This window comes from Streptomyces sp. NPDC001135 (assembly GCF_053598395.1).
Window position 1 is genome coordinate 18483 of sequence record NZ_JBSFKD010000030.1, and the last position, 19740, is coordinate 38222.

Below are 19740 nucleotides of genomic sequence, written 5' to 3' on the forward strand. Positions count from 1 at the left end.
GCCCCGGCCTCAGCGGCTCCCGCGGCGCAGGGTCCCCCACTCCCGCTCCTGCCGGGTCACCTCGGTCCTCGCCGCGTCGATCACCTCGTCGGCGATCCAGCACAACGGCTCGGCGTCGGTCACGAGCGGCTCGTTGTCGGGGCCCCGGGCCGTCTCCCTGCCCCGCAGGACCCAGGGACGTACGCCGGGTCCCTTGTCGTGCGGCAGGTGCGCGTAGTCGTACAACCGGCGCGCCACCCACAGCTCCACCGGGCGGTCCTCCCACCACTGCTCCACGTCGAGCGGACTGGCGGACAGCCCGGGCATGGGTACGCCGGTGAGGTCGTCGGTGCTGGAGACGTCGGCGAGGTCGGTGCCCGGCCCCCGGGACCAGCGCACGTACAGGCCCCGGTGCCTCTCCACCAGGCGGGCCACCTCGGCGAGCGTGGACAGGACCGGCAGGTCCTCCTCTGCTCCCATGCCACGACCTCCCTCGACTGCGCCGCGGGACCGGAGTACCCCTGGCGGGCGCGGGGAATCGGAAGCGATCAGGTGTCGTCGGCGGGCGGCCCCGCCGCGGGCAGCCGCAGCGTGAAGACCGCGCCCCCGCCGGGCGCGCTCGCGGCCTCGGCCGTGCCGCCGTGGGCGGCGACCAGGTGCCGCACGATCGGCAGACCGAGGCCGCTGCCACCGGTGCGCCGGCTGCGGGACTTCTCGGCGCGCCAGAACCGGTCGAAGACGTGCGGCAGGTCCTCGGGCGCGATGCCCGTGCCGGTGTCGGCGACGGTGAGAACGGCATCCGGGCCGTCCCGGCGGGCGGTGAGGGTGACCGTGCCGTCGGCCGGGGTGTGCCGCAGCGCGTTGGAGACCAGGTTGCCGAGGGCCTGCCGCATCCGTACCGGGTCGGCGTCCATCCAGGCGGCGGCGTCGGCCTCGGTGCGCAGGGCGACCCCGGCGGCGTCGGCTGCGACCCGGTGGGCGGCGGCGACCTGGTCCAGCAGATCACCGGCGGGCAGCGGCTCGCGGTGCAGCCGCAGGGTGCCGGCGTCGGCGGCGGCGAGGTCCTGCAGGTCGTCGATGATCCGCTGCAGCACGAGCGCCTCCTCGTGCAGCGAGTCCAGCAGGGGCGGGTCGGGTTCGACGACCCCGTCGCGGACGACCTCCAGCCAGCCGCGGATGTTGGTGAGCGGGCTGCGCAGCTCGTGCGCGATGTCGCTGACCATCGCCTTGCGCTGGGCCTCCAGGCGTTCGCGGCGCTCGGCCAGGTCGTTGAAGGCCTCGGCGAGGATGCCGGTCTCGTCCCGGGTGGTCACCGGCACCCGTACGTGCAGTTCGGGCGGCTGCTGCGCGGCCTCGGTCAGCGCGCGCAACGGCCGTACCAGCCGGATCGCGACGACGGCGGTCACGGCGACGGTGACGGCGAGGACCAGGCCGGCCGCACCGATCACCTTGGCCTTGTTCGCCGGCGACATGTCGAAGCGGGAGGGGCTCTGGTCGCCGATACCGAGGAACAACTCGGCCATCGGGGCGGTGTAGGGCTCCAGTTGGGTACGCCGGGCGGTCAGGACGCAGTGCTGGGCGGCCCGCGCCGTGGCCTCCTTGCCCGCCTTGGCGTACTTGGCGATGAGATAGCCGCCGCCGAAGGGGTCCTTGCCGCTGGGGTCGAAGGTGAGGAACATCGGCCCGCTGAGGTCCAGGCCGGCCTGCCTCAGGCAGGGCCGTGCCAGGTCCGACAACTCCTCCAGGGCCTTCCGCTCGGTCGGCGTGGGCGTGTTCAGCTGTCCGTCCTCGCACACCGACGCGCCGACGGCGGCGGGATCGGTGCCGTCCGCGGTGGCGACCACCGGCCGCCCGCTCGCGGTCCGTGCGACGGTGGGCCGCAGGCCGTAGCGCTCGTAGCACTGCTTGCGCCGGGCGGCCAGCGCGTCCAGTCGCGCTCGTTCCTTCGCCGGGAGCCGGTAGGGGCCGACCACGCGCGGGTCGATGCCGCTGAGCTGGGCGCCGGTCTCGCTGTAGGTGTCGGTGCGCAGCGGGTCGACGGTGGCGGCGGGCCGGGGCGGCAGCGGGGTGCCGCGGGGCGCGGAGTCGGCGACGAGGGTGCGGTCGGCGGTGGTGAGCGCGATCCGGCGTCCGGTCACGGCCGCCAGGTCCCGCACGGTGCGCCGCACGTCCCTCCAGTCGGCGTGGGTGGCGGCGTACCCGCTGAGCCGGGCGAGGATGCTGTTGTCCGCCGCGAGGTCCTGGCCCTGTTCCTCCTTCAGGGCGCTGGTGGTGGTGGTCACCGCGAGCCAGGCGGTGGCGGCCACGGAGCAGACGGCGATCAGGGCGGAGACGGACAGCAGCCGGACGAGCAGCCGTTTGCGCAGCGGGATCCGGCGTTTCGTCCGGTCCGCCGGTGGCCGGCGCTTCACGGCCGCGCGCCGCTCAGCTTGTAGCCGACCCCGAACACGGTCAGCAGCCGTGCCGGGCGGCGCGGGTCGGTCTCGACCTTGCGGCGCAGGTTCATGATGTGCACGTCGACGGCCCGCTCGGTGGAGGCCCGGTCGAAGCCGCGGGTGCAGTGCAGCAACTGCCGCCGGGTGAAGACCCGTTCCGGTTCCCCGGCCATGGCCAGCAGGATCTGGAACTCGGCGGGCGTGCACTCCACCGGTACGCCGTCGCAGCGGACCTCGTGCCGCACGGGGTCGACGCTGATCCCGGCCGCCCGTACGACGGGGTCGTCGTCCCGGGTGCCGACGCCGCGCCCGCTGCGTCTGAGGACCGTGCGGATGCGGGCCATCAGCTCGCGCGGGCTGTACGGCTTGGTCATGTAGTCGTCGGCGCCCAGTTCCAGGCCGCGCAGCAGGTCGTCCTCCGCGGAGCGGGCGGTGAGCATGACCACCGGGATGTCCGGGGCGTCGCCGCCGCGCAGCGCCCGGCACACGCCGAAGCCGTCGACGACCGGCAGCATCAGGTCCAGGACGACGAGGTCGGGCCGGAGCCGGCGGGCGGCGTCGAGCGCGGCGGCGCCGTCGTGCACCACCGTGGCGGTGTGCCCCTCGGCCAGCAGGGAGCGGCGGATCAGTTCGGCCTGCTTCTCGTCGTCCTCGGCGACCAGTACATGTGCGCACACGAGTTCGGATCCTAGGCGGCTCGGCCGGCGAGCCAGTCGGCGTACCCCATGACGGCGACCGGATGCCGGGCCGGGCCGAGGGCGCGCAGCAGTTCCTTCACGACGGTCCTGGCGACGCTGACGCAGCCGTGCGTGGGTCCGCCGTGGTCGGCGTGCGGCCAGACCCCGCCGCCGTGCTCCGGGCCGAGGGGCCGGGTCCGGTCCGGGGGCGAGGTGCCGGGCCCGCGGTTGTGGTCGACGGCGACGACGTGGTCGAAACAGCCGTCGAGCGGTTCGCGGGTGTGGCCGCCGAGTGGGGAGCGCGGGCCGCCGAGCACGTGAGGGGCGCTCCAGCCGTCGCGCGCGTTGCGGGCGGGCCGTGCGGTGCCCGCCTGCCGGCCCGTGGCGGTGCGTTCGTGCAGGACGACCGTGGAGAGCGGGGAGTTCTTCCCGCGCCCGGTGACGACGACGGCCCGCGCGCACCGCCCGGGTGTCGCCGCCGGCCTTCCGGGACCGAGGCCGGGTATGCCCCGGGGCGCCTGCTCGGCCTGGACCTCGGGGGTGGCGGTCCGGGCCTCAGCGGTGGGGGGTGTCCGGCGCCCGGTCGCCCCGGCTCCGCCGCCGCAACCGGTGAGCAGCAGCGGGGAGGTCGGGACAGCGACGGCGGTTCTGCGACGGACCATGGTGCCGACCCTGGCCGACAGATGTGTGGAACCGGTCAGGGTTCAGGCGTTGTCCGGCTTGCCTGTGGTGTACAGCCAGGTGTGGAAGAGCGTGTCCAGCGACGTCCCGGAGATCCGCTCCGCCAGCCGCACGAACTGGGCCGTCGTCCCGTGGCCTCCCCGGTGTTCGCTCGCCCAGGCGCGCAGGATCCGGAAGAAGTGCCGGTCGCCGACGGCCTTGCGCAGTTCGTGCAGCGTCATCGCGCCGCGGGCGTAGACGGGCGTGTCGAAGATGTTCTCACCGCTGCCCGGGTCGCCGGGCGGGAAGGCCCACAGGTGGTCGCTCGCGGGGTGGGCGTAGAGGGCGTCGAAGGTCTCCTGGGCGCTGTCGCCGCCGTGCTGCTCGTCGTACAGCCACTCGGCGTAGGTGGCGAAACCCTCGTTGAGCCAGACGTCCTTCCAGGCGGTCAGCGAGACGGAGTCGCCGAACCACTGGTGGGCGCTCTCGTGGACGAGGGTGTCGATGTCGGGCGCGGAGTCGTAGAGCGGCCTGCTCTGGGTCTCCAGGGCGTAGCCGACGTCCGGGGCGTGGTCGACGATCGCGCCGGCGGAGCGGAACGGGTACGGCCCGAACAGGCTGCTCTCCCATTCCAGGACGGACGGCAGCTTCTTCAGCACCGGCGCGGCCCCGCTCGCCTCGCGCGGGTCGACGGCGTTGTACACGCGGATGCCGTCGTGGGTGGTGTACTGCTCGACCTTGAACGTTCCGACGGTGGCGGTGGCCAGGTAGGCGGCCATCGGCTGGGTCTCGCGCCAGTGGAAGGTCGTCCGCCCGTGTGCGGTGTGCTGTGCGAGCAGGACGCCGTTCGCGACGGCCGTGCGCCCCTGCGGGACGGTGATCGTGATGTCGTACGACGACTTGTCCTTGGGGTGGCTGTTCGCCGGGAACCAGGTCATCGCGCCCTGCGGCTCGCCCGCGACGAAGGCGCCGTCGTCGGTGGGGATCCAGCCGTCGGCGGAGTCGTCGGGGTCGGTGACCGGCTTCGGGGTGCCGCGGTAGGCGACAGCGACCCGGAAGTCCCTTCCCGCGCGCAGGGTGTGGCGCGGGGTGACGACGAGTTCCTGGCCGTCGCGCCGGAAGGCCGCGGGCAGGCCGTCGACGGTGACCGCGGTGACCTTCAGACCGGTGAGGTCGAGGTCGAAGCGGCTGAGGCTCCGGGTGGCGCGGGCCGCGAGCACGGCCCTGCCGTCGAGGTACTGGGCGTCGCTCTGGTAACGGAGCGTCAGGTCGTAGTGCCGGACGTGGTAGCCGCCGTTGCCGCTGAGCGGGAAGTAGGGGTCGCCTGCCCCGGCCGCGCCGGCCGTGCCCGCCGCGGGTCCGGTGGCGCCGACGAGTGCGGCCACGGCGACGGGGACGGTGGCGAGCACCGCCTCACGGCGCAGGACGGCGGTACGGCGCCGGGCGGGCTGTCTGCGCGGTGGCGTCACGGGCGCTCCTCGGGGGGTTGCGGGTGATCGGCTGGCCCACAGACTAGGGGCACCGGTGTCCGGGCCTCGCTCTTCTCACGGTCAAGTCTCCTGGCGTGGCCGTCCGGCGGACCGGGGGCCACCGGGTTACGCTCGCGTCACCGTCCGCCGTCCCGGGAGGGAGTGACGACCGTGAGTGTGCGTGTGCGCCGGATCTACGACGCACCCGAGTCCGACGACGGGCTGCGTGTGCTGGTCGACCGGTTGTGGCCGCGCGGCCTCGCCAAGGACGAGGCGCGTGTCGACGAGTGGCCCAAGGGCATCACGCCCTCCACCGAGCTGCGCAAGTGGTACCACGGCGGCGGCTCGTACGAGGAGTTCCGCCACCGCTACGAGGCGGAACTCGACGCTCCAGGGGCCGCCGAAGTCCTCGACGGCCTGCGCAGGGCGGCCCGCGGGAAGCGCGTGACCCTGCTGACCGCGTCCAAGAGACCGGAGCAGAGCCACGCGCAGGTGCTGCTGGAGCTGCTGAAGGGCTGAGCCTCAGCCCGTGTGCCGGGCCGCGTGCCGGCCCGCGGCCCGCCCCGAGAACAGGCAGCCGCCGAGGAACGTACCCTCCAGCGCGTTGTAGCCGTGCACCCCGCCGCCGCCGAAGCCGGCCACCTCGCCCGCCGCGTACAGCGCCTCGATCGGCGTGCCGTCGACGCCCAGGGCTCGGGAGTCGAGGTCGGTCTGGATGCCGCCGAGGGTCTTGCGGGTCAGCACGTGCAGCCGGACGCCGATGAGGGGGCCCGCGGCCGGGTCGAGGATGCGGTGCGGCGCGGCCACCCGGCCGAGCCGGTCGCCGATGTAGCGACGCGCGTTGTGGATGCCCTGGACCTGGGAGTCCTTGCTGTAGGGGTGGGTGATCTGCAGGTCGCGGGCCTCGATCTGGCGGCGCACCTCGGCCGCGTCCAGCAGCGGCTTGTCGGTGAGGGCGTTCATCTTCGCGACCAGTTGCTCCAGGTTGCCCGCGGTCACGAAGTCGGCGCCCTTGTCGAGGAAGGCCTGCACCGGCGCGGGCGCGCCCTTGCCGAGCAGTCGGTCGCGCAGTACGGCGCCCCGGTCCTTGGCGGTGATGTCGGGGTTCTGCTCGGAGCCGGAGAGCGCGAACTCCTTCTCGATGATCTTCCGGGTGAGGATGAACCAGGAGTGGTCGTATCCGGCGATGTCCTCGGTGGTGCGCAGGTACTTGAGGGTGTTCAGGGTGTCGTATCCGGGCAGGCAGGGGTCGGGCAGCCGACGGCCGAGGGCGTCCAGCCAGACGGACGACGGGCCGGGCAGGATGCGGATGCCGTGGCCGGGCCAGATCGGGTCCCAGTTCTGCAGGCCCTCGGTGTAGTGCCACATGCGGTCCCGGTTGACCAGCCGGACACCGGCCTCGGCGCTGATGTCGAGCATGCGGCCGTCGACGTAGGCCGGGACGCCGGTGACCATCTCGGCCGGCGGGGTGCCGAGCCGCGCGGGCCAGTAGCGGCGCACGATGTCGTGGTCGGCGCCGATACCGCCGGTGGTGACGACGACGGCCTGGGCGGTGAGTTCGAAGTCGCCGATCCGCTCCCGGTTGGAGGCGGCACCGCGCGGCGAGCGGTCTTCGGCGAGTACGGTGCCGCGCACCCCGTGTGCCGTGCCGTTCTCGATGACCAGCTCGTCGACCCGGTGGCGGTGGTGGAAGGTCAGCAGTCCGTCCCGGGCGGCCTGGCGGGCGTACCGGACGAAGGGTTCGACCACGCCGGTGCCGGTGCCCCAGGCGACGTGGAAGCGGGGTACGGAGTTGCCGTGCCCGCCCGCCCGGAGGTCGCCGCGCTCGGCCCAGCCGACGGTCGGCAGCAGCTCGATGCCGTGTCCGCGCAGCCAGGACCGTTTCTCGCCGGCCGCGAACTCGACGTAGGAGCGGGCCCAGCGCGCCGCCCAGGAGTCCTCGTCGTCGAGCCGGTCGAACCCCGCGCTGCCCTGCCAGTCGTTCCAGGCGAGGTCGAAGGAGTCCCTGATGCCGAGGCGGCGCTGCTCGGGGGAGCCCACGAGGAAGAGCCCGCCGAACGACCAGAACGCCTGTCCGCCGAGGTTGGCGGCGTTCTCCTGGTCGACCAGGGCCACCCGGCGGCCCCGGCTGGTGAGCTCGTGCGCCGCGACCAGGCCGGCGAGGCCCGCTCCGACGACGATGACGTCCGCGTCCATGGCGACTGTGTCCTTCCTCAGATCCTCGATGGGCAACTGCTGCCGTCCGTGAGAAGCGCGGTGAGCAACTGTTTCAGCCAGGCCCGGGCCGCTTCGACGTCCTTGTCCAGCAGCAGCTGGACGGTGACGCCGTCGTAGGCGGCGACCACGGCGTGCGCGGCGCCGTCCACGTCGTTGAGGACGGCGGGCAGGCCGGTGTGGCCGCGCGCCCGGAACAGCCGGTCGGCGATCGCCTCCCGGAGCCGGGTGCGGTGGTCCAGCAGGGCCCGGGCGACCTCCGGGTCGCGGGCGGCGTGCACCAGGAAGTCGGTCTTGACCAGGAGCCAGTCCACGTCGAGCAGCAGCACCTCGGCGACCCGGTCCACGGCGGCCGGCACGTCGAGTCCGGGCCCGTCCTGGGCGAGCGCCTCGGCCACCTGGGCGGCGATGAGGTCGGCGCGGTCCTGGTACAGCGCGAAGAACAGCTCGTCCAGCGTGGCGAAGTTCGAGTAGAAGGCCCCGCGGCTGAAGCCGGCCGCTTCGCAGACCTCCTCGATGGACACGCGCCCGAAGCCCTTGGCCGCGAACACCTGGAACGCGGCGCCGAGCAGCCGGGCCCGGGTCTGCACCCGGCGCCGGGTGACGCGCTTGGGGGTGTCGTCCATCGGCTGCCGCCTCCCTGGGTTCGATACGCGAATGTATCCGATACACCGATGTATCGAAAGGCCTCGCACGGTGATCCCATGGGAACACGTTTTCGATTCAGGAGTACTCTGGGCTCATGTCCACGCACCTGCAGGGCTCCCTCTTCGACCAGACCGACGAGCTGCGGCTCGGCACCCTCGAAGGGCTGCACCGGACCGAGCTGGGCGCCGGCGCCTGGATCGACGTGCTGCCCGGCTGGCTGAGCGGCGCCGACGCCCTGTTCGAGAAGCTGGCGGCGGACGTCCCGTGGCGCGCGGAGCGCCGGAAGATGTACGACAACGTGGTGGCCGTACCGCGCCTGCTCGCCTTCTACGGGGCACGCGACCCGCTCCCCCACCCCGTGCTCGCCGAGGCACGCGACGCCCTGTCCCGGCACTACGCCGAGGAGCTGGGCGAGCCGTTCACCACCGCCGGGCTGTGCTTCTACCGCGACGGCCGGGACAGCGTGGCCTGGCACGGGGACCGGATCGGGCGGGGTGCCCGCGAGGACACGATGGTGGCGATCCTGTCCGTCGGCACACCCCGGGACCTGCTGCTGCGCCCGGCGGGAGGAGGCGGTACGACGCTGCGGCGGCCGCTCGGCCACGGCGACCTGATCGTGATGGGCGGCTCCTGCCAGCGGACCTGGGAACACTGCGTACCGAAGACGACCAGGGCCGCAGGGCCGCGGATCAGCATCCAGTTCCGGCCGCACGGCGTGCACTGACGCGACCCACGGGTGCGGGGCACCGCCACATCTGGTTGGCTGTCCCCGACGATCGGCCGCACAGGGCTCGGGGAGATCATGCGGGCAGAGGTACACCACGTCGCCGACGGCACCTATCTGGTGCACGGCAACAACGTCAACTGGGTCATCCTCAAGGACGGGGACGCCGTCACACTGGTGGACACCGGGTACCCCGGGGACCGGCAGGGGCTGCTGGAATCCCTCGCCGAAGTGGGCAGTTCACCGGAGGCGGTGGCCGCCGTGCTGATCACCCACGCGCACAACGACCACCTGGGCTCGGCCGAGTACCTGCGCGCCACCCACGGCACCCCGGTCTATCTGCACCCCGCCGAAGTCCCGCACGCCCGGCGGGACTTCCTCCAGCAGGCCACCATCGGTGACGTGGTGCGCAACGCCTGGCGGCCGGGTGTCGTGCCCTGGGCGGTGCACGTGATCCGCGCGGGCGGCACCGACCACAACCCCGTCACCGCGCCCGAGCCGTTCCCGGACGAGGGCCCGCTGGACCTGCCCGGCCGCCCCGTCCCCGTGCACACCCCCGGTCACACCGACGGCCACTGCGTCTACCACCTGCCCCGGGCGGGGATCGTCATCTCCGGGGACGCACTGGTCAGCGGGCACGCGACCTCGCGGGTCAAGGGCCCGCAGATCCTGCACGACTTCTTCCACCACGAGCGTCCCGGGGTCGTGGCCTCCCTGGAGCTGATCGGCGCGCTCGACGGCGACACCCTGCTGCCGGGACACGGGCCGGTGCACCGGGGCTCGGTGCGTGCCGCGGCCGAGCTGGCCCGGGAGCGGGCCGCCTAGAACACACCGGGGCTCCTGGAACACCCGGGCGCGGCCTTAGGGTTCGTGCCATGGCCTTGCAGATCAACGCCACGAACCCGGAGCACCCCGCGCTCCTGCTCGCCCTGCCCTGGGACGTGCCCCTGGAGGAGTGGCCCGAGGAGTACCTCGTGCCGCTGCCGAGGGGCATCTCCCGGCACGTGGTGCGGTACGCGCACGCCGGGGACGAGGTGGTCGCCGTCAAGGAGCTGGCCGAACGGCCCGCGCTGCGCGAGTACCAGCTGCTGCGCGACCTCGACCGGCTCGGCATCCCCGCCGTCGACCCCCTCGCGGTGGTCACCGGCCGAACCGATCGCGCCGGTTCCCCGCTGGAACCGGTCCTGATCACCCGGCACCTGCGCGGCTCGATGCCCTACCGCTCGATGTTCGAGACGACCATGCGCCCGGCGACCATGCACCGTCTGATGGACGCCCTCGCCGTGCTGCTGGTCCGCCTCCACCTGGCCGGGTTCGCCTGGGGCGACTGCTCGCTGTCCAACACCCTCTTCCGGCGCGACGCGGGCGCCTACGCCGCTTATCTGGTCGACGCCGAGACCGGCGACCTGCACCCCCGGCTGAGCCCCGGGCAGCGGGAGTACGACCTCGATCTGGCCCGGGTGAACATCAGCGGCGAGCTGCTCGACCTGGAGGCGTCCGGGGCGCTGCACCCGTCCGTCGACCCGGTGGAGTTCGGGCACGAGATCTGCACCCGCTACCAGGGTCTGTGGCAGGAGCTGACCCGCACCTCGGTGTACCCGGCGGGCAAGTACCACTACATCGAACGCCGGATCCGCCGCCTGAACGACCTCGGCTTCGACGTGGCCGAGATGCAGATCGAGCACTCCCCGAACGGCGACGCGGTCACCTTCGTGCCGAAAGTCGTCGACGCCGGCCACCACCAGCGCCAGCTGCTGCGGCTGACCGGCCTGGACGCCGAGGAGAACCAGGCGCGGCGGCTGCTGAACGACCTGGAGAGCTGGATGGCCACGCAGGAGGACCACACGCCCGGCGACCCCCTCGCCGCCCGCCCGGAGGTGCTCGCCCACCGCTGGGTGCGGGACGTGTTCCGGCCCACCGTGCGGGCCGTGCCACCTCGGCTGCGCGGCTCCATGGACCCCGCCGAGATCTACCACGAACTCCTCGAACACCGCTGGTACCTGTCCGAGCACGCCCAGCACGACATAGGCCTCGACACCGCCGTCGCGGACTACATCGAGAACGTCCTGCCCAAGGCACGGGCCGCCCTGGAGTAGCTCAGCCGTGCGGGACGACGGCCACCGGGCAGTCGGCGTGGTGCAGCATCCCGTGCGCGACCGAGCCGATCCGGGCGCCCACGGCCGTACGGTGCGACCGGCGCCCGACGACCATCAGCTGGGCCCGGCCGGCCGCCGCCAGCAGCACCTGGCCCGCGCTGCCCATCTCGACGTGCTCGGCGACGGGGACGTCGGGGAACCGCTGCCGCCACGGCCGCAGCGCCTCGGCCAGGGCCTCCCTCTCGTAGGGCTCCAGACCGCCCGCGTCGTCGAGGAGCCTGAGCGAGCCGGGGCTGTAGGCGAAGACCGGGGGCAGCGTCCACGCCCGTACGGCCCGCACGGTCGCGCCGCGGGCGGCCGCCGTCTCGAAGGCGAACCGCAGTGTGGCCGCGCTGTCCTCGGGGTCGCCGTGCTGGCCGACGACGACGTCCCGCCCGGCGGCCTCGGCCGTCGGCTGGTCCCCGGCGCGCACCAGGACCACCGGACGGGTCGCCTCGGCGATCACCTGCTGGCCGACCGAGCCCAGCAGGAACCCGAGCACGGGCCCGTGCCCGCCCGAGCCCAGCACCAGCATCTCGGCCTCCGCCCCCACGCCGGCCAGCGCGTGCGCGGGCTCGCCCTCGACGACGTCCACGCTCACCCGGAGGTCCGGGTGCCGCCCGGAGACGGCGCGCACGGCCTGCGTCACGCCCTCCGAGACCCATCCGTGCTGGGTGTCCCGGTCGGCGGTGGCGAGCGTCTCGGCGTAGCGCCAGGCGTGCACCACGCGCAGGGACAGCCCCCGGCGTACGGCCTCCCGGCCGGCCCAGTCCAGCGCGGCCAGGCTCTCCTCCGTACCGTCCACCCCAGCCGTGATCGGGCGTGTCATGCGTGGGCCTCCTCGTCCTCGCCGCTCCCTCGTGGTGCTGCTGCCCACTATCGGGCACCGGCGCGCACGGGCACCTGGTCTCTCCCCCGAGCCGTCGGCGAGCAGCCGTGGACCACGCTCGCGGACCCCGGGGCGCCATGCGTTCCGCCCGCTCGGTCAGCGGCGCGCGGGCTGATCGCGGACCTGCCGTATCCCAGGGCGGACCGGGGCGATCGAACATACGATGGCTGGGAACCGGTGCGGTGCACTCCACGCCACCGGCCCGTGGAACCAACGCTCGGGGTGGGAGACGTATGGCACAGGCCGCGGACGCAACGCGGACCGTCATCCTGACCGTGGACGACGACCCGGGAGTCTCCCGCGCCGTCGCCCGCGACCTGCGGCGGCGCTACGGCGAGTCGTACCGGATCGTGCGCGCGGAGTCCGGTCGGTCCGCGCTCGAGGCGCTGCGCGAGCTGAAGCTGCGCGGGGACCTGGTGGCCGTGATCCTGGCCGACTACCGCATGCCGCAGATGAACGGCATCGAGTTCCTGGAGCAGGCGCTCGACGTCTATCCGGGGGCGCGGCGGGTGCTGCTGACCGCGTACGCGGACACCAACGCGGCGATCGACGCGATCAACGTGGTCGACCTGGACCACTATCTGCTCAAGCCCTGGGACCCGCCGGAGGAGAAGCTCTACCCGGTCCTGGACGACCTGCTCCAGGCCTGGCGCACCAGCGCCTACCGGCCCGTGCCCAGCACCAAGGTCGTCGGGCACCGCTGGTCGGCGCGGTCCTCGGACGTGCGCGAGTTCCTGGCCCGCAACCAGGTGCCCTACCGCTGGTACTCGGTGGACGACCCCGAGGGGCAGCGGCTGCTGGCGGCGGCCGGGCAGGACGGGCAGCGGCTGCCGCTGGTGATCACACCGGACGGCACCGCGCTGGTCGAGCCCGAGGCACCCGAACTGGCGGCGCGGGTCGGCCTGGCGACGACCCCGACGGCCGACTTCTACGACCTCATCGTGATCGGCGGCGGGCCCGCCGGGCTCGGCGCGGCCGTCTACGGGGCGTCCGAAGGGCTTCGGACCGTACTGGTGGAGCGGTCGGCGACCGGCGGGCAGGCCGGGCAGAGCTCCCGGATCGAGAACTACCTGGGTTTCCCCGACGGGGTCTCCGGTGCCCAGCTCACCGACCGGGCGCGGCGGCAGGCGGCCAAGTTCGGCGCCGAGATACTCACCGCCCGTGAGGTGACGGCTCTGGAGGTGAACGGTGCCGCCCGGGTCGTACGGTTCGCGGACGGCTCGGCGATCGCCGCGCACAGCGTGATCCTCGCGACCGGCGTGCAGTACCGGCAGCTGGAGGCCGCCGGCTGCGCCGACCTGACCGGCTGCGGGGTGTTCTACGGCTCCGCGCTGACCGAGGCGGCCTCCTGCCAGGGACAGGACATCTACGTCGTCGGCGGCGCCAACTCGGCGGGCCAGGCCGCGATGTACCTGTCGCGGGGCGCGAAGTCGGTGACGCTGCTGGTGCGCGGCCCCGACCTGTCGGCCTCGATGTCGCACTACCTGATCCAGCAGATCGACGAGGCGCCGAACATCTCGGTGCGCCCGCACACGGTCGTGGACGCGGCGCACGGCACGGACCACCTGGAGCAGCTGACGCTGCGTCACACCGTGTCCGGGGAGAGCGAACGGGTCGAAGCGCAGTGGGTGTTCGTGTTCATCGGTGCCGCGCCGCTGACCGACTGGCTCGGGGACGCGGTGCTGCGCGACGAGCGCGGGTTCATCCTGGCCGGGCCCGACCTGACCGCCGACGGGCGGGCGCCGGCCGGCTGGGAGCTGGACCGGGCGCCATACCACCTGGAGACGAGTGTCCCCGGGGTGTTCGTGGCGGGCGACGCGCGCGCCGAGTCCGCCAAGCGTGTCGCGTCCGCCGTGGGCGAGGGAGCCATGGCCGTGATGCTCGTCCACCGGTATCTGGAGCAGTCATGAACGGGGAGACGTCATGAGCGGGGAGCAGCCATGAGCGGTCGGATCATGCCGTGCAGCCCGCGGGAGATCAGCTCGCTCTTCCTCTTCGAGAAGCTGAACCCCGAGCAGCTCGGGCGTTTGTGCAGCGAAGGACGGGTGGAGCTGTTCGAGCCGGGCCCGGTGTACACCGAGGGCGACCCCGCCACCTGCTTCTTCGTGATGGTCGAGGGCACCGTGGTGCTGTCGCGCCGGGTCGCCGGCGACGACGTGGAGGTCACCCGCACCTCGCAGCGCGGCGTGTACGCGGGCGCGATGCAGGCCTACCTTGGCGACCGGGTGCGGCAGGTCTACAACAACTCGATGCGGGTGACGGAGCCGACACGGTTCTTCGTACTGCCGGCGGACATCTTCGCGGATGTCATGACCGAGTGGTTCCCCATGGCCACGCACCTGCTGGAGGGTCTGTTCTTCGGGTCGAAGAACACCCAGGCGGCGATCGGGCAGCGGGAGCGGCTGCTGGCGCTCGGCTCGCTGTCGGCGGGGCTCACGCACGAGCTGAACAACCCCGCGGCAGCAGCGGTCCGGGCCACCGCCACCCTGCGCGAGCGGGTCGCGAAGATGCGGCACAAACTCGCGGTGATCGCTGAAGGGCCCTTCTCCCGTGACGCGTTGGCGAGCCTGATCGAGATCCAGGAGCGCACCGCGGAGCGGGTCGCGAAGGCGCCCGTGCTCAGCCCGCTGGAGGCCAGCGACCGGGAGGACACGCTCACGGACTGGCTGGAGGACCACGGGATCGACCACGGCTGGCAGCTGGCACCCACCTTCGTGCAGGCCGGACTCGACGTCGACTGGCTGGAGCAGGTCGCGGCGACGGTGGACGAGGAGATCCTGCCGGGCGCGGTGGGCTGGCTCAACTACACCATCGAGACCGAGCTGTTGATGACCGAGATCGAGGACTCCACCACCCGTATCTCGCATCTCGTCGACGCGGCCAAGCAGTACTCGCAGCTGGACCGTGCGCCCTACCGCGTGGTGGACGTGCACGAACTCCTCGAAAGCACCCTGCTGATGCTGTCGGGCAAGATCGGCGCCGGTATCGAGGTCGTCAAGGAGTACGACCGCACCCTCCCCGCCGTGCCCGCGTATCCGGCGGAGCTGAACCAGGTGTGGACGAACCTGATCGACAACGCGGTGTCGGCGATGAACGGCGCGGGCGGCACGGGCACCCTGACCGTGCGGACCGCGCTCGACCACGAGCGGCTGCTGGTGGAGTTCCGGGACACCGGGCCCGGTGTCCCGCCCGAGATCAAGGACCGGATCTTCGACCCGTTCTTCACCACGAAGCCGGTCGGCGAGGGCACCGGACTCGGCCTGGACATCTCCTGGCGGATCGTCGTCAACAAGCACCACGGCACCCTGCGGGTGGAGTCGGTGCCCGGCGACACCCGCTTCCAGGTGCTGCTGCCGCTGACCGCCGAGACGCCGGCGGAGGAAGTGGAGGAAGCCGTATGAGCACTGTCGACGGAGTCGACCCGGGTGTCCCGCCGAGCGGTCCGGGATGCGTGGAGTGCGAGGAGGCCGGGGGCTGGTGGTTCCATCTGCGGCGGTGCGCGCAGTGCGGGCACATCGGCTGCTGCGACGACTCCCCCGCGAAGCACGCCACCGCGCACTACCACGCCACCAAGCACCCGGTGATCCGGAGTTTCGAGCCGGGTGAGGAGTGGTTCTGGAACTACGCGACCGACGAGTTGTACGCCGCGGGGCCTGAACTGGCGCCCCCCGTCAGTCATCCCGCCGACCAGCCGGTGCCGGGTCCTGCCGGGCGGGTGCCGGTGAACTGGGCGGAGACGTTGCGGGGTTAGTGCCTCGGTTCCCCGCGCCCCTTCAGGTCGGACCAGTGGTCGCCGTGACACCCCCGCGAGGAGCCGTTCATCAGCGGGTGCAGTCGAGGTTGCCGGGGTCGACGGTGTCGGCCAGCGCGTGCATGCCCTTGTCGTTGGGGTGGAGGTGGTCGCCGCCGTCGAGGAGCGGCAGCAGCCGCGCGGAGTCGTAGGGGCTGCGCAGGGTCCGGTCGAAGTCGGTCACCGCGTCGAAGTCCCCGCCGGTGCGGAGGCGGCGGTTCACCTCCCGGCGTACGGCATCGGCGGCCGGGTCCCATTCGGGCCAGCCCTCGAACGGGCCGACCGTGGCGGCGACCACGCACTTCCCCGCCGCGTGCACCCGCTGGGCGATCTGCCGGTACCCGGCGATCAGGTCCTGCGCGGTGACGCCGGTGTGCGCCTTGATGTCGTTGACCCCCTCGAAGAGGAAGACGGTACGGACGCCGGGCAGGGACAGCACGTCCCGGTCCAGCCGGTTCAGGGCGCTCTGTCCGGCGCCGTCCGCGAGCACCTTGTTGCCCGAGATGCCCTCGTCGGCGACGCCCTGGACGGGGGCGTGGGCGGTGTTCAGGCGCCGGGCGAGGTAGTCGGGCCAGCGGTGGTTCGCGTCGCTGGTGGACGCCCAGCCGTCGGTGAGGGAGTCGCCGAGCGCGACGACGGCCCCGGTGGCCGCGCGGGACGGCCGTACGGACACCGCGTCGAGGTACCACCAGGAGCCGGTGGTCTGCCCCCAGGCGCGGGCGCTGTCCTCGGCGGTGTGGTCGCCCGGGCCGGTGTACGAGGTCTGCAGCGCCATCCAGTGGCCGGTCGCGGGGCCGGCCGCGTCCGGGGTGTGCAGGCTGACGGCCAGGTCGCTGCCGGCCGGCCAGCTGCCGGGCAGCGGGTCGCTCCAGGCGACGGTGCCCGCGGGCACGGTGACCGTGCGGGCACCGCCGAAGGTGAGCCGCCGGTTGCTGCCGGGGCGCAGTGCGGCACCCTGGCCGCGCAGGCCCGCGTAGGCGCTGTCCAGGGTCAGCGGCCGGTCGCCGAAGGCGTTGGTGACGCGGACCCGCAGGCCGGTCCCGCCGACGCTGGTGTGCACGATCAGCCGGTACCCCTGGCCGGCGGTGCCCTCGCCCATGCGGTCGGCGCTCGCCGCCCAGGTGACGACGCCGGAGGCCCGTTCGGTGGACGGCGGCGGGGTGGCCGCCCGGGCGGGCGCGGACTGGCAGGAGGCGGCCGTGAGCAGCGCGGCGGCGACGCGGCAGACGCGTCCGAGCCGGCCGGTCACCGGGCGAGGTCCCGGAGCGTGACGGATCCGCCGGGTCGCATACGGACCGTCCGGGACATGCCTGCGTATCCCACGGAGGTCATGGTCCCGCCGACGCCGCGGATGCGCACCTCGGTGGGTTTCCCGTCCCGGTCGGGAGTACCGCGGCATCGCGGCCACGGCGGCCGGGGTACCGAGGTCGGCGTCGATCTGGAGGATGCCGCGGCCCTGCCCGGCCTGGTGGACGTCGAAGGGGTGGGGGGCCGTGCCGTCGCTGCCGTTCTCGCGGGGGCGCAGGTTGTTCACGACGAGCTGGTGGGCCTGGCCGGCGTTCTTCAGCCGGGCCCAGCCGGAGCTGTCCATGCCGCGGGCGGTGAGCGGGCCGGTGGCGCCGGTGACGGTGTCGTCGGGGGTGGAGCCGTCGGGGCGGATGCGGTCGCCGGGGAAGTGTCCGACGAGCGGGGAGAGGTGACGGTGGGTGATCTCGCCGAGGTCGTCCGGGGACATTCACTCCTCCAGTCGGCCGGTCTTCGGACTCACCAACGCCCGCATCAGCTCCTCAGCATAGGACGGTGCCCGGGGCCCGGTCCGGCAGGGGGCGTGGCGGGCGAGACGGATCCGGTCAGCGCAGGTCGGTCAGGACGGCGATCAGCTCGTCTCGGCGTGCGGGGTCGAGCGCATGGCCGGGAACGCAGGGCCGCTGTTTTCCGCTGTCAGTATAAGAAACGGGGCTGTTGCGGAGCCGGTTGGGGTGATCCGCGCCGGCCCCGACATGCGGATGCCCCGCGCGGGGCGGGGCATCCGGTGGTGCGGCTGTCCGTCAGTGGGACGGCGTGTTGGCGGCGGTGACGTTGACCGCGGCCCACGCCTTGTCCACCGTCTTGTACTCGGTGCTGTTCGCCCCGTACAGGTCCTTGGCCGCCTTCAGCGTCGCGATGCGCGCGTCGTGGAAGTCGGTCGTGGAGACCATGTAGCGGGTGAGCGCCCGGTAGAAGATGGCGGTGGCCTTGGTGCGGCCGATGCCCTTGACCGTGGCGTGGTGGTAGGTCGGCGAGTCGTAGTTGACGCCGTTGATCGTCTTCTTGCCGCTGCCCTCGGCGAGGAGGTAGTAGGCGTGCGAGGAGACACCGGAACCGGCGTGCACCTCGGCGTCGTACACGTTCGGCGACCAGTAGTCGATCGTGCCCTCGAGCTTGTCGAGCGAGGGGTGGTCGAGGCGGCGCAGGAACTTCTGCGCGAGGCCCAGCTTCTCGCCGATCAGGTAGTCCGGGGTGTCCTTGGCGTTCTTGGCGTAGAACTCGACGTTGGAGCCGAAGATGTCCGCGAGGGACTCGTTCAGCGCGCCGGGCTCACCGAACTGGTTGCCGTCGGCGTCGACGCGGGTCGGCTCCAGCTTGGCGGTGGCGTCCACCACGCCGTGGGTCAGCTCGTGACCGGTGACGTCGAGGACGACGAGCGGCTTCTTGAACATCCGGCCGTCGCCGTCACCGTAGAGCATGCAGTTGCAGGTCGGGTCCCAGAAGGCGTTCGCGACCTTGTTGCCCCAGTGGACCATGCCCTGGGCGGCCTTGCTGTTGTTGGCTATGCCCTTGCGCCCGAAGGTGGACTTGTAGAAGTCCAGCGTCTTGGTGATGCCGTACTGGGCGTCCGCGGCGGCGCTGGCACGGTTGGCGGTCGTGCCGTTGCCCCACACGTTGGTCGTGCCGGTGAACTTCGCGCCCGAGCTGAACTTCTCCGTGGTCGAGCCCTTGGCGTCGCGCGTCTCGGTGCCGTACCGGTTCGGGTCCTTGAGCTGGTAGTGACCGCGCGAGGTCTGCGTGGTGGTCAGGCCGACGCTGCCCACGAAGAGGGTCTTGCCGGTGCCGTTGGCAGCCGACGGGTAGCGCGTGGCGCCGGAGACACCGGAGCCGAGCAGGCCGGCCTCGCCGGTGGCGGAGCCGGTGGCCGGGTCGGCGGTCTCACCGTGCTTGCGCAGGCTGTCGAGCAGCTTCGGCGACAGGAACTCGTCACTGTCGGGCGTGTTGCTGCGCACCTTGCCGGTGACGGCGTCGACGACGACGGTGTTGGAGCCGTCCTGGCCGGTCACGGTCACCTGGTAGGCCAGGGCGGAAGCGCCGTCGCGGGCGTCGACGACGAGCTCGGGGGTGCCCGCGTCGCCCTGGGCGGCCTGGGCGGCCTTGGCGGCGGCCTGGTCCGCGGTCAGCTTGGCCTGCGTGGTGGCCGGCTTGACGGCGTGTCCGGCCGCGCGGGTCACGCCGTCGTAGGCCAGCTGGTGGTCGAGGTGGACGATGAGGTCACCGCCGAGCACGGGCATGCCGTCGTGCGTGCGGACGAACCGGACGTGCCGGGCGCCCTCGGGGTCGATCATCACGTCCTGGGCGTGCAGTTCGTCGCCCTGGGAGACGCCGGTCGCCGAGGCGTGGGCGAAGGCCGCGGTGCGCGCCGCCTCCACCACCGCCGTGGCGTTCGTGGCGGCGGAGGCGGTGGACCGCTCCGCACCCGTGGAGGGACCCGCGAAGGCCGTACCGGCCAGGCCCGTGGCAGCGGTGGTCACCGCGATGGCGACGGCGACGCTGCGTATGTGCGGTCTACGCACTGATCAGGGTTCCTTCGTTCGAAGGCAGCCGGGATCACCAACCGCCTTGCTGCGCGACGTGGTTGGGCGTCACGGGGGCTGGTCGGGCCCCGAGGCGCAACCCTTGCGGATCAGTCATGTGCACGTAAAGGCGGAATGATCGATTTCGCGACCTTCTAGGGCAATCCTTTACAAATGCACGCCACAGAGTGATCAGGAGCTGACCAACTGTGTGTCGGCTGTGGAGACGTCGTCCCCATCCCCTAGGTTCCAGGGCCGGAATGTGACCGAAGTCGCATCAAGCGCCGTGTGGATTC

17 protein-coding genes and 1 pseudogene are annotated in these 19740 nt (G+C 72.8%); 7 read left to right on the forward strand and 11 right to left on the reverse strand.

The annotated features are described in order from the left end of the window. Positions 1-9 precede the first annotated feature (9 nt). The 5 genes from ACWC94_RS30485 to ACWC94_RS30505 all read right to left on the reverse strand — a co-directional run bounded on the left by ACWC94_RS30485 (position 10) and on the right by ACWC94_RS30505 (position 5220). Complete coding sequence (locus tag ACWC94_RS30485) at positions 10-459, reverse strand: DUF6098 family protein (RefSeq protein WP_450800436.1); 450 nt, start codon at positions 457-459, stop codon at positions 10-12. 68 nt (positions 460-527) lie between these two features. Beyond that, the gene (locus ACWC94_RS30490) at positions 528-2390 is read right to left on the reverse strand and encodes a sensor histidine kinase (protein WP_450800437.1); all 1863 of its coding nucleotides are present in this window, start codon (positions 2388-2390) and stop codon (positions 528-530) included. After that, positions 2387-3091 carry a response regulator transcription factor gene (locus tag ACWC94_RS30495; protein ID WP_450800438.1) on the reverse strand — a complete coding sequence of 235 codons (705 nt, stop codon included), beginning with the start codon at positions 3089-3091 and terminating at the stop codon, positions 2387-2389. Before ACWC94_RS30495 ends, ACWC94_RS30490 begins: the two co-directional genes overlap by 4 nt. Before the next feature lie 11 nt (positions 3092-3102). Next, positions 3103-3753 (reverse strand): hypothetical protein, encoded by a 651-nt coding sequence (locus tag ACWC94_RS30500; RefSeq protein WP_450800439.1) that lies wholly within the window; start codon positions 3751-3753, stop codon positions 3103-3105. Between the two features lie 42 nt (positions 3754-3795). Beyond that, on the reverse strand, positions 3796-5220 hold the full coding sequence (locus ACWC94_RS30505; RefSeq protein WP_450800441.1) for a M1 family metallopeptidase: 1425 nt from the start codon (positions 5218-5220) through the stop codon (positions 3796-3798). Between the two features lie 171 nt (positions 5221-5391). Between ACWC94_RS30505 and ACWC94_RS30510 the strand changes: the two genes are divergently transcribed. After that, positions 5392-5739 carry a DUF488 domain-containing protein gene (locus tag ACWC94_RS30510; RefSeq protein WP_450800442.1) on the forward strand — a complete coding sequence of 116 codons (348 nt, stop codon included), beginning with the start codon at positions 5392-5394 and terminating at the stop codon, positions 5737-5739. Positions 5740-5742: 3 nt separating this feature from the next. Here ACWC94_RS30510 and ACWC94_RS30515 read toward each other — a convergent pair whose 3' ends face one another. After that, on the reverse strand, positions 5743-7416 hold the full coding sequence (locus ACWC94_RS30515; protein WP_450800443.1) for an FAD-binding dehydrogenase: 1674 nt from the start codon (positions 7414-7416) through the stop codon (positions 5743-5745). A 17-nt stretch (positions 7417-7433) separates the two neighbouring features. Beyond that, on the reverse strand, positions 7434-8060 hold the full coding sequence (locus ACWC94_RS30520) for a TetR/AcrR family transcriptional regulator (RefSeq protein WP_450800444.1): 627 nt from the start codon (positions 8058-8060) through the stop codon (positions 7434-7436). Positions 8061-8176: 116 nt separating this feature from the next. On the opposite strand from ACWC94_RS30520, the gene ACWC94_RS30525 reads away from it, so the two are divergent. The 3 genes from ACWC94_RS30525 to ACWC94_RS30535 all read left to right on the forward strand — a co-directional run bounded on the left by ACWC94_RS30525 (position 8177) and on the right by ACWC94_RS30535 (position 10902). Continuing rightward, positions 8177-8806 (forward strand): alpha-ketoglutarate-dependent dioxygenase AlkB, encoded by a 630-nt coding sequence (locus ACWC94_RS30525; protein WP_450800445.1) that lies wholly within the window; start codon positions 8177-8179, stop codon positions 8804-8806. Between the two features lie 78 nt (positions 8807-8884). Next, entirely contained in the window at positions 8885-9631 is a 747-nt protein-coding gene (locus tag ACWC94_RS30530) for an MBL fold metallo-hydrolase (RefSeq protein WP_450800447.1), read from the forward strand. Between the two features lie 50 nt (positions 9632-9681). Beyond that, entirely contained in the window at positions 9682-10902 is a 1221-nt protein-coding gene (locus tag ACWC94_RS30535; protein ID WP_450800448.1) for a DUF4032 domain-containing protein, read from the forward strand. A gap of 1 nt (position 10903) precedes the next feature. On the opposite strand, the gene ACWC94_RS30540 is transcribed toward ACWC94_RS30535, so the two are convergent. Beyond that, positions 10904-11770, reverse strand: coding sequence for a universal stress protein (locus tag ACWC94_RS30540; RefSeq protein WP_450800449.1), 867 nt, complete (start codon positions 11768-11770; stop codon positions 10904-10906). 293 nt (positions 11771-12063) lie between these two features. Here ACWC94_RS30540 and ACWC94_RS30545 point away from each other — a divergent pair, with 293 nt between their 5' ends. From ACWC94_RS30545 to ACWC94_RS30555, 3 genes are read left to right on the forward strand one after another with little or no spacing between them, the layout of a single operon-like run. Beyond that, positions 12064-13740: an FAD-dependent oxidoreductase gene (locus ACWC94_RS30545; RefSeq protein ID WP_450800450.1), complete on the forward strand. Its 1677-nt coding sequence runs from the start codon at positions 12064-12066 to the stop codon at positions 13738-13740. A gap of 30 nt (positions 13741-13770) precedes the next feature. Then, positions 13771-15231, forward strand: coding sequence for an ATP-binding protein (locus tag ACWC94_RS30550; RefSeq protein ID WP_450800452.1), 1461 nt, complete (start codon positions 13771-13773; stop codon positions 15229-15231). Continuing rightward, positions 15228-15581: a UBP-type zinc finger domain-containing protein gene (locus tag ACWC94_RS30555; RefSeq protein ID WP_450800453.1), complete on the forward strand. Its 354-nt coding sequence runs from the start codon at positions 15228-15230 to the stop codon at positions 15579-15581. The genes ACWC94_RS30550 and ACWC94_RS30555 overlap by 4 nt, the downstream gene beginning before the upstream one ends. Before the next feature lie 70 nt (positions 15582-15651). Here ACWC94_RS30555 and ACWC94_RS30560 read toward each other — a convergent pair whose 3' ends face one another. From ACWC94_RS30560 to ACWC94_RS30570, 3 genes and pseudogenes are all read right to left on the reverse strand, one after another. Next, entirely contained in the window at positions 15652-16869 is a 1218-nt protein-coding gene (locus ACWC94_RS30560) for an SGNH/GDSL hydrolase family protein (RefSeq protein ID WP_450800454.1), read from the reverse strand. Continuing rightward, positions 16866-17409: pseudogene (locus ACWC94_RS30565) on the reverse strand (glycosyl hydrolase family 95 catalytic domain-containing protein); the annotation flags it as partial. The gene ACWC94_RS30560 and the pseudogene ACWC94_RS30565, both read right to left, overlap by 4 nt. Positions 17410-17668: 259 nt before the next feature. Continuing rightward, positions 17669-19444, reverse strand: a complete 1776-nt coding sequence (locus ACWC94_RS30570; RefSeq protein ID WP_450800455.1) for a M4 family metallopeptidase — start codon at positions 19442-19444, stop codon at positions 17669-17671. Between the last annotated feature and the right edge of the window lie 296 nt (positions 19445-19740).

What these genes read in the sequence shown, in the direction of transcription:
- ACWC94_RS30520 (WP_450800444.1), bottom strand. Translation starts at nt 8,060, where the DNA reads ATGGACGACACCCCCAAGCGCGTCACCCGGCGCCGGGTGCAGACCCGG.
- ACWC94_RS30530 (WP_450800447.1), top strand. Translation starts at nt 8,885, where the DNA reads ATGCGGGCAGAGGTACACCACGTCGCCGACGGCACCTATCTGGTGCAC.
- ACWC94_RS30500 (WP_450800439.1), bottom strand. Translation starts at nt 3,753, where the DNA reads ATGGTCCGTCGCAGAACCGCCGTCGCTGTCCCGACCTCCCCGCTGCTG.
- ACWC94_RS30535 (WP_450800448.1), top strand. Translation starts at nt 9,682, where the DNA reads ATGGCCTTGCAGATCAACGCCACGAACCCGGAGCACCCCGCGCTCCTG.
- ACWC94_RS30555 (WP_450800453.1), top strand. Translation starts at nt 15,228, where the DNA reads ATGAGCACTGTCGACGGAGTCGACCCGGGTGTCCCGCCGAGCGGTCCG.
- ACWC94_RS30540 (WP_450800449.1), bottom strand. Translation starts at nt 11,770, where the DNA reads ATGACACGCCCGATCACGGCTGGGGTGGACGGTACGGAGGAGAGCCTG.
- ACWC94_RS30525 (WP_450800445.1), top strand. Translation starts at nt 8,177, where the DNA reads ATGTCCACGCACCTGCAGGGCTCCCTCTTCGACCAGACCGACGAGCTG.
- ACWC94_RS30550 (WP_450800452.1), top strand. Translation starts at nt 13,771, where the DNA reads ATGAGCGGTCGGATCATGCCGTGCAGCCCGCGGGAGATCAGCTCGCTC.
- ACWC94_RS30545 (WP_450800450.1), top strand. Translation starts at nt 12,064, where the DNA reads ATGGCACAGGCCGCGGACGCAACGCGGACCGTCATCCTGACCGTGGAC.
- ACWC94_RS30485 (WP_450800436.1), bottom strand. Translation starts at nt 459, where the DNA reads ATGGGAGCAGAGGAGGACCTGCCGGTCCTGTCCACGCTCGCCGAGGTG.
- ACWC94_RS30515 (WP_450800443.1), bottom strand. Translation starts at nt 7,416, where the DNA reads ATGGACGCGGACGTCATCGTCGTCGGAGCGGGCCTCGCCGGCCTGGTC.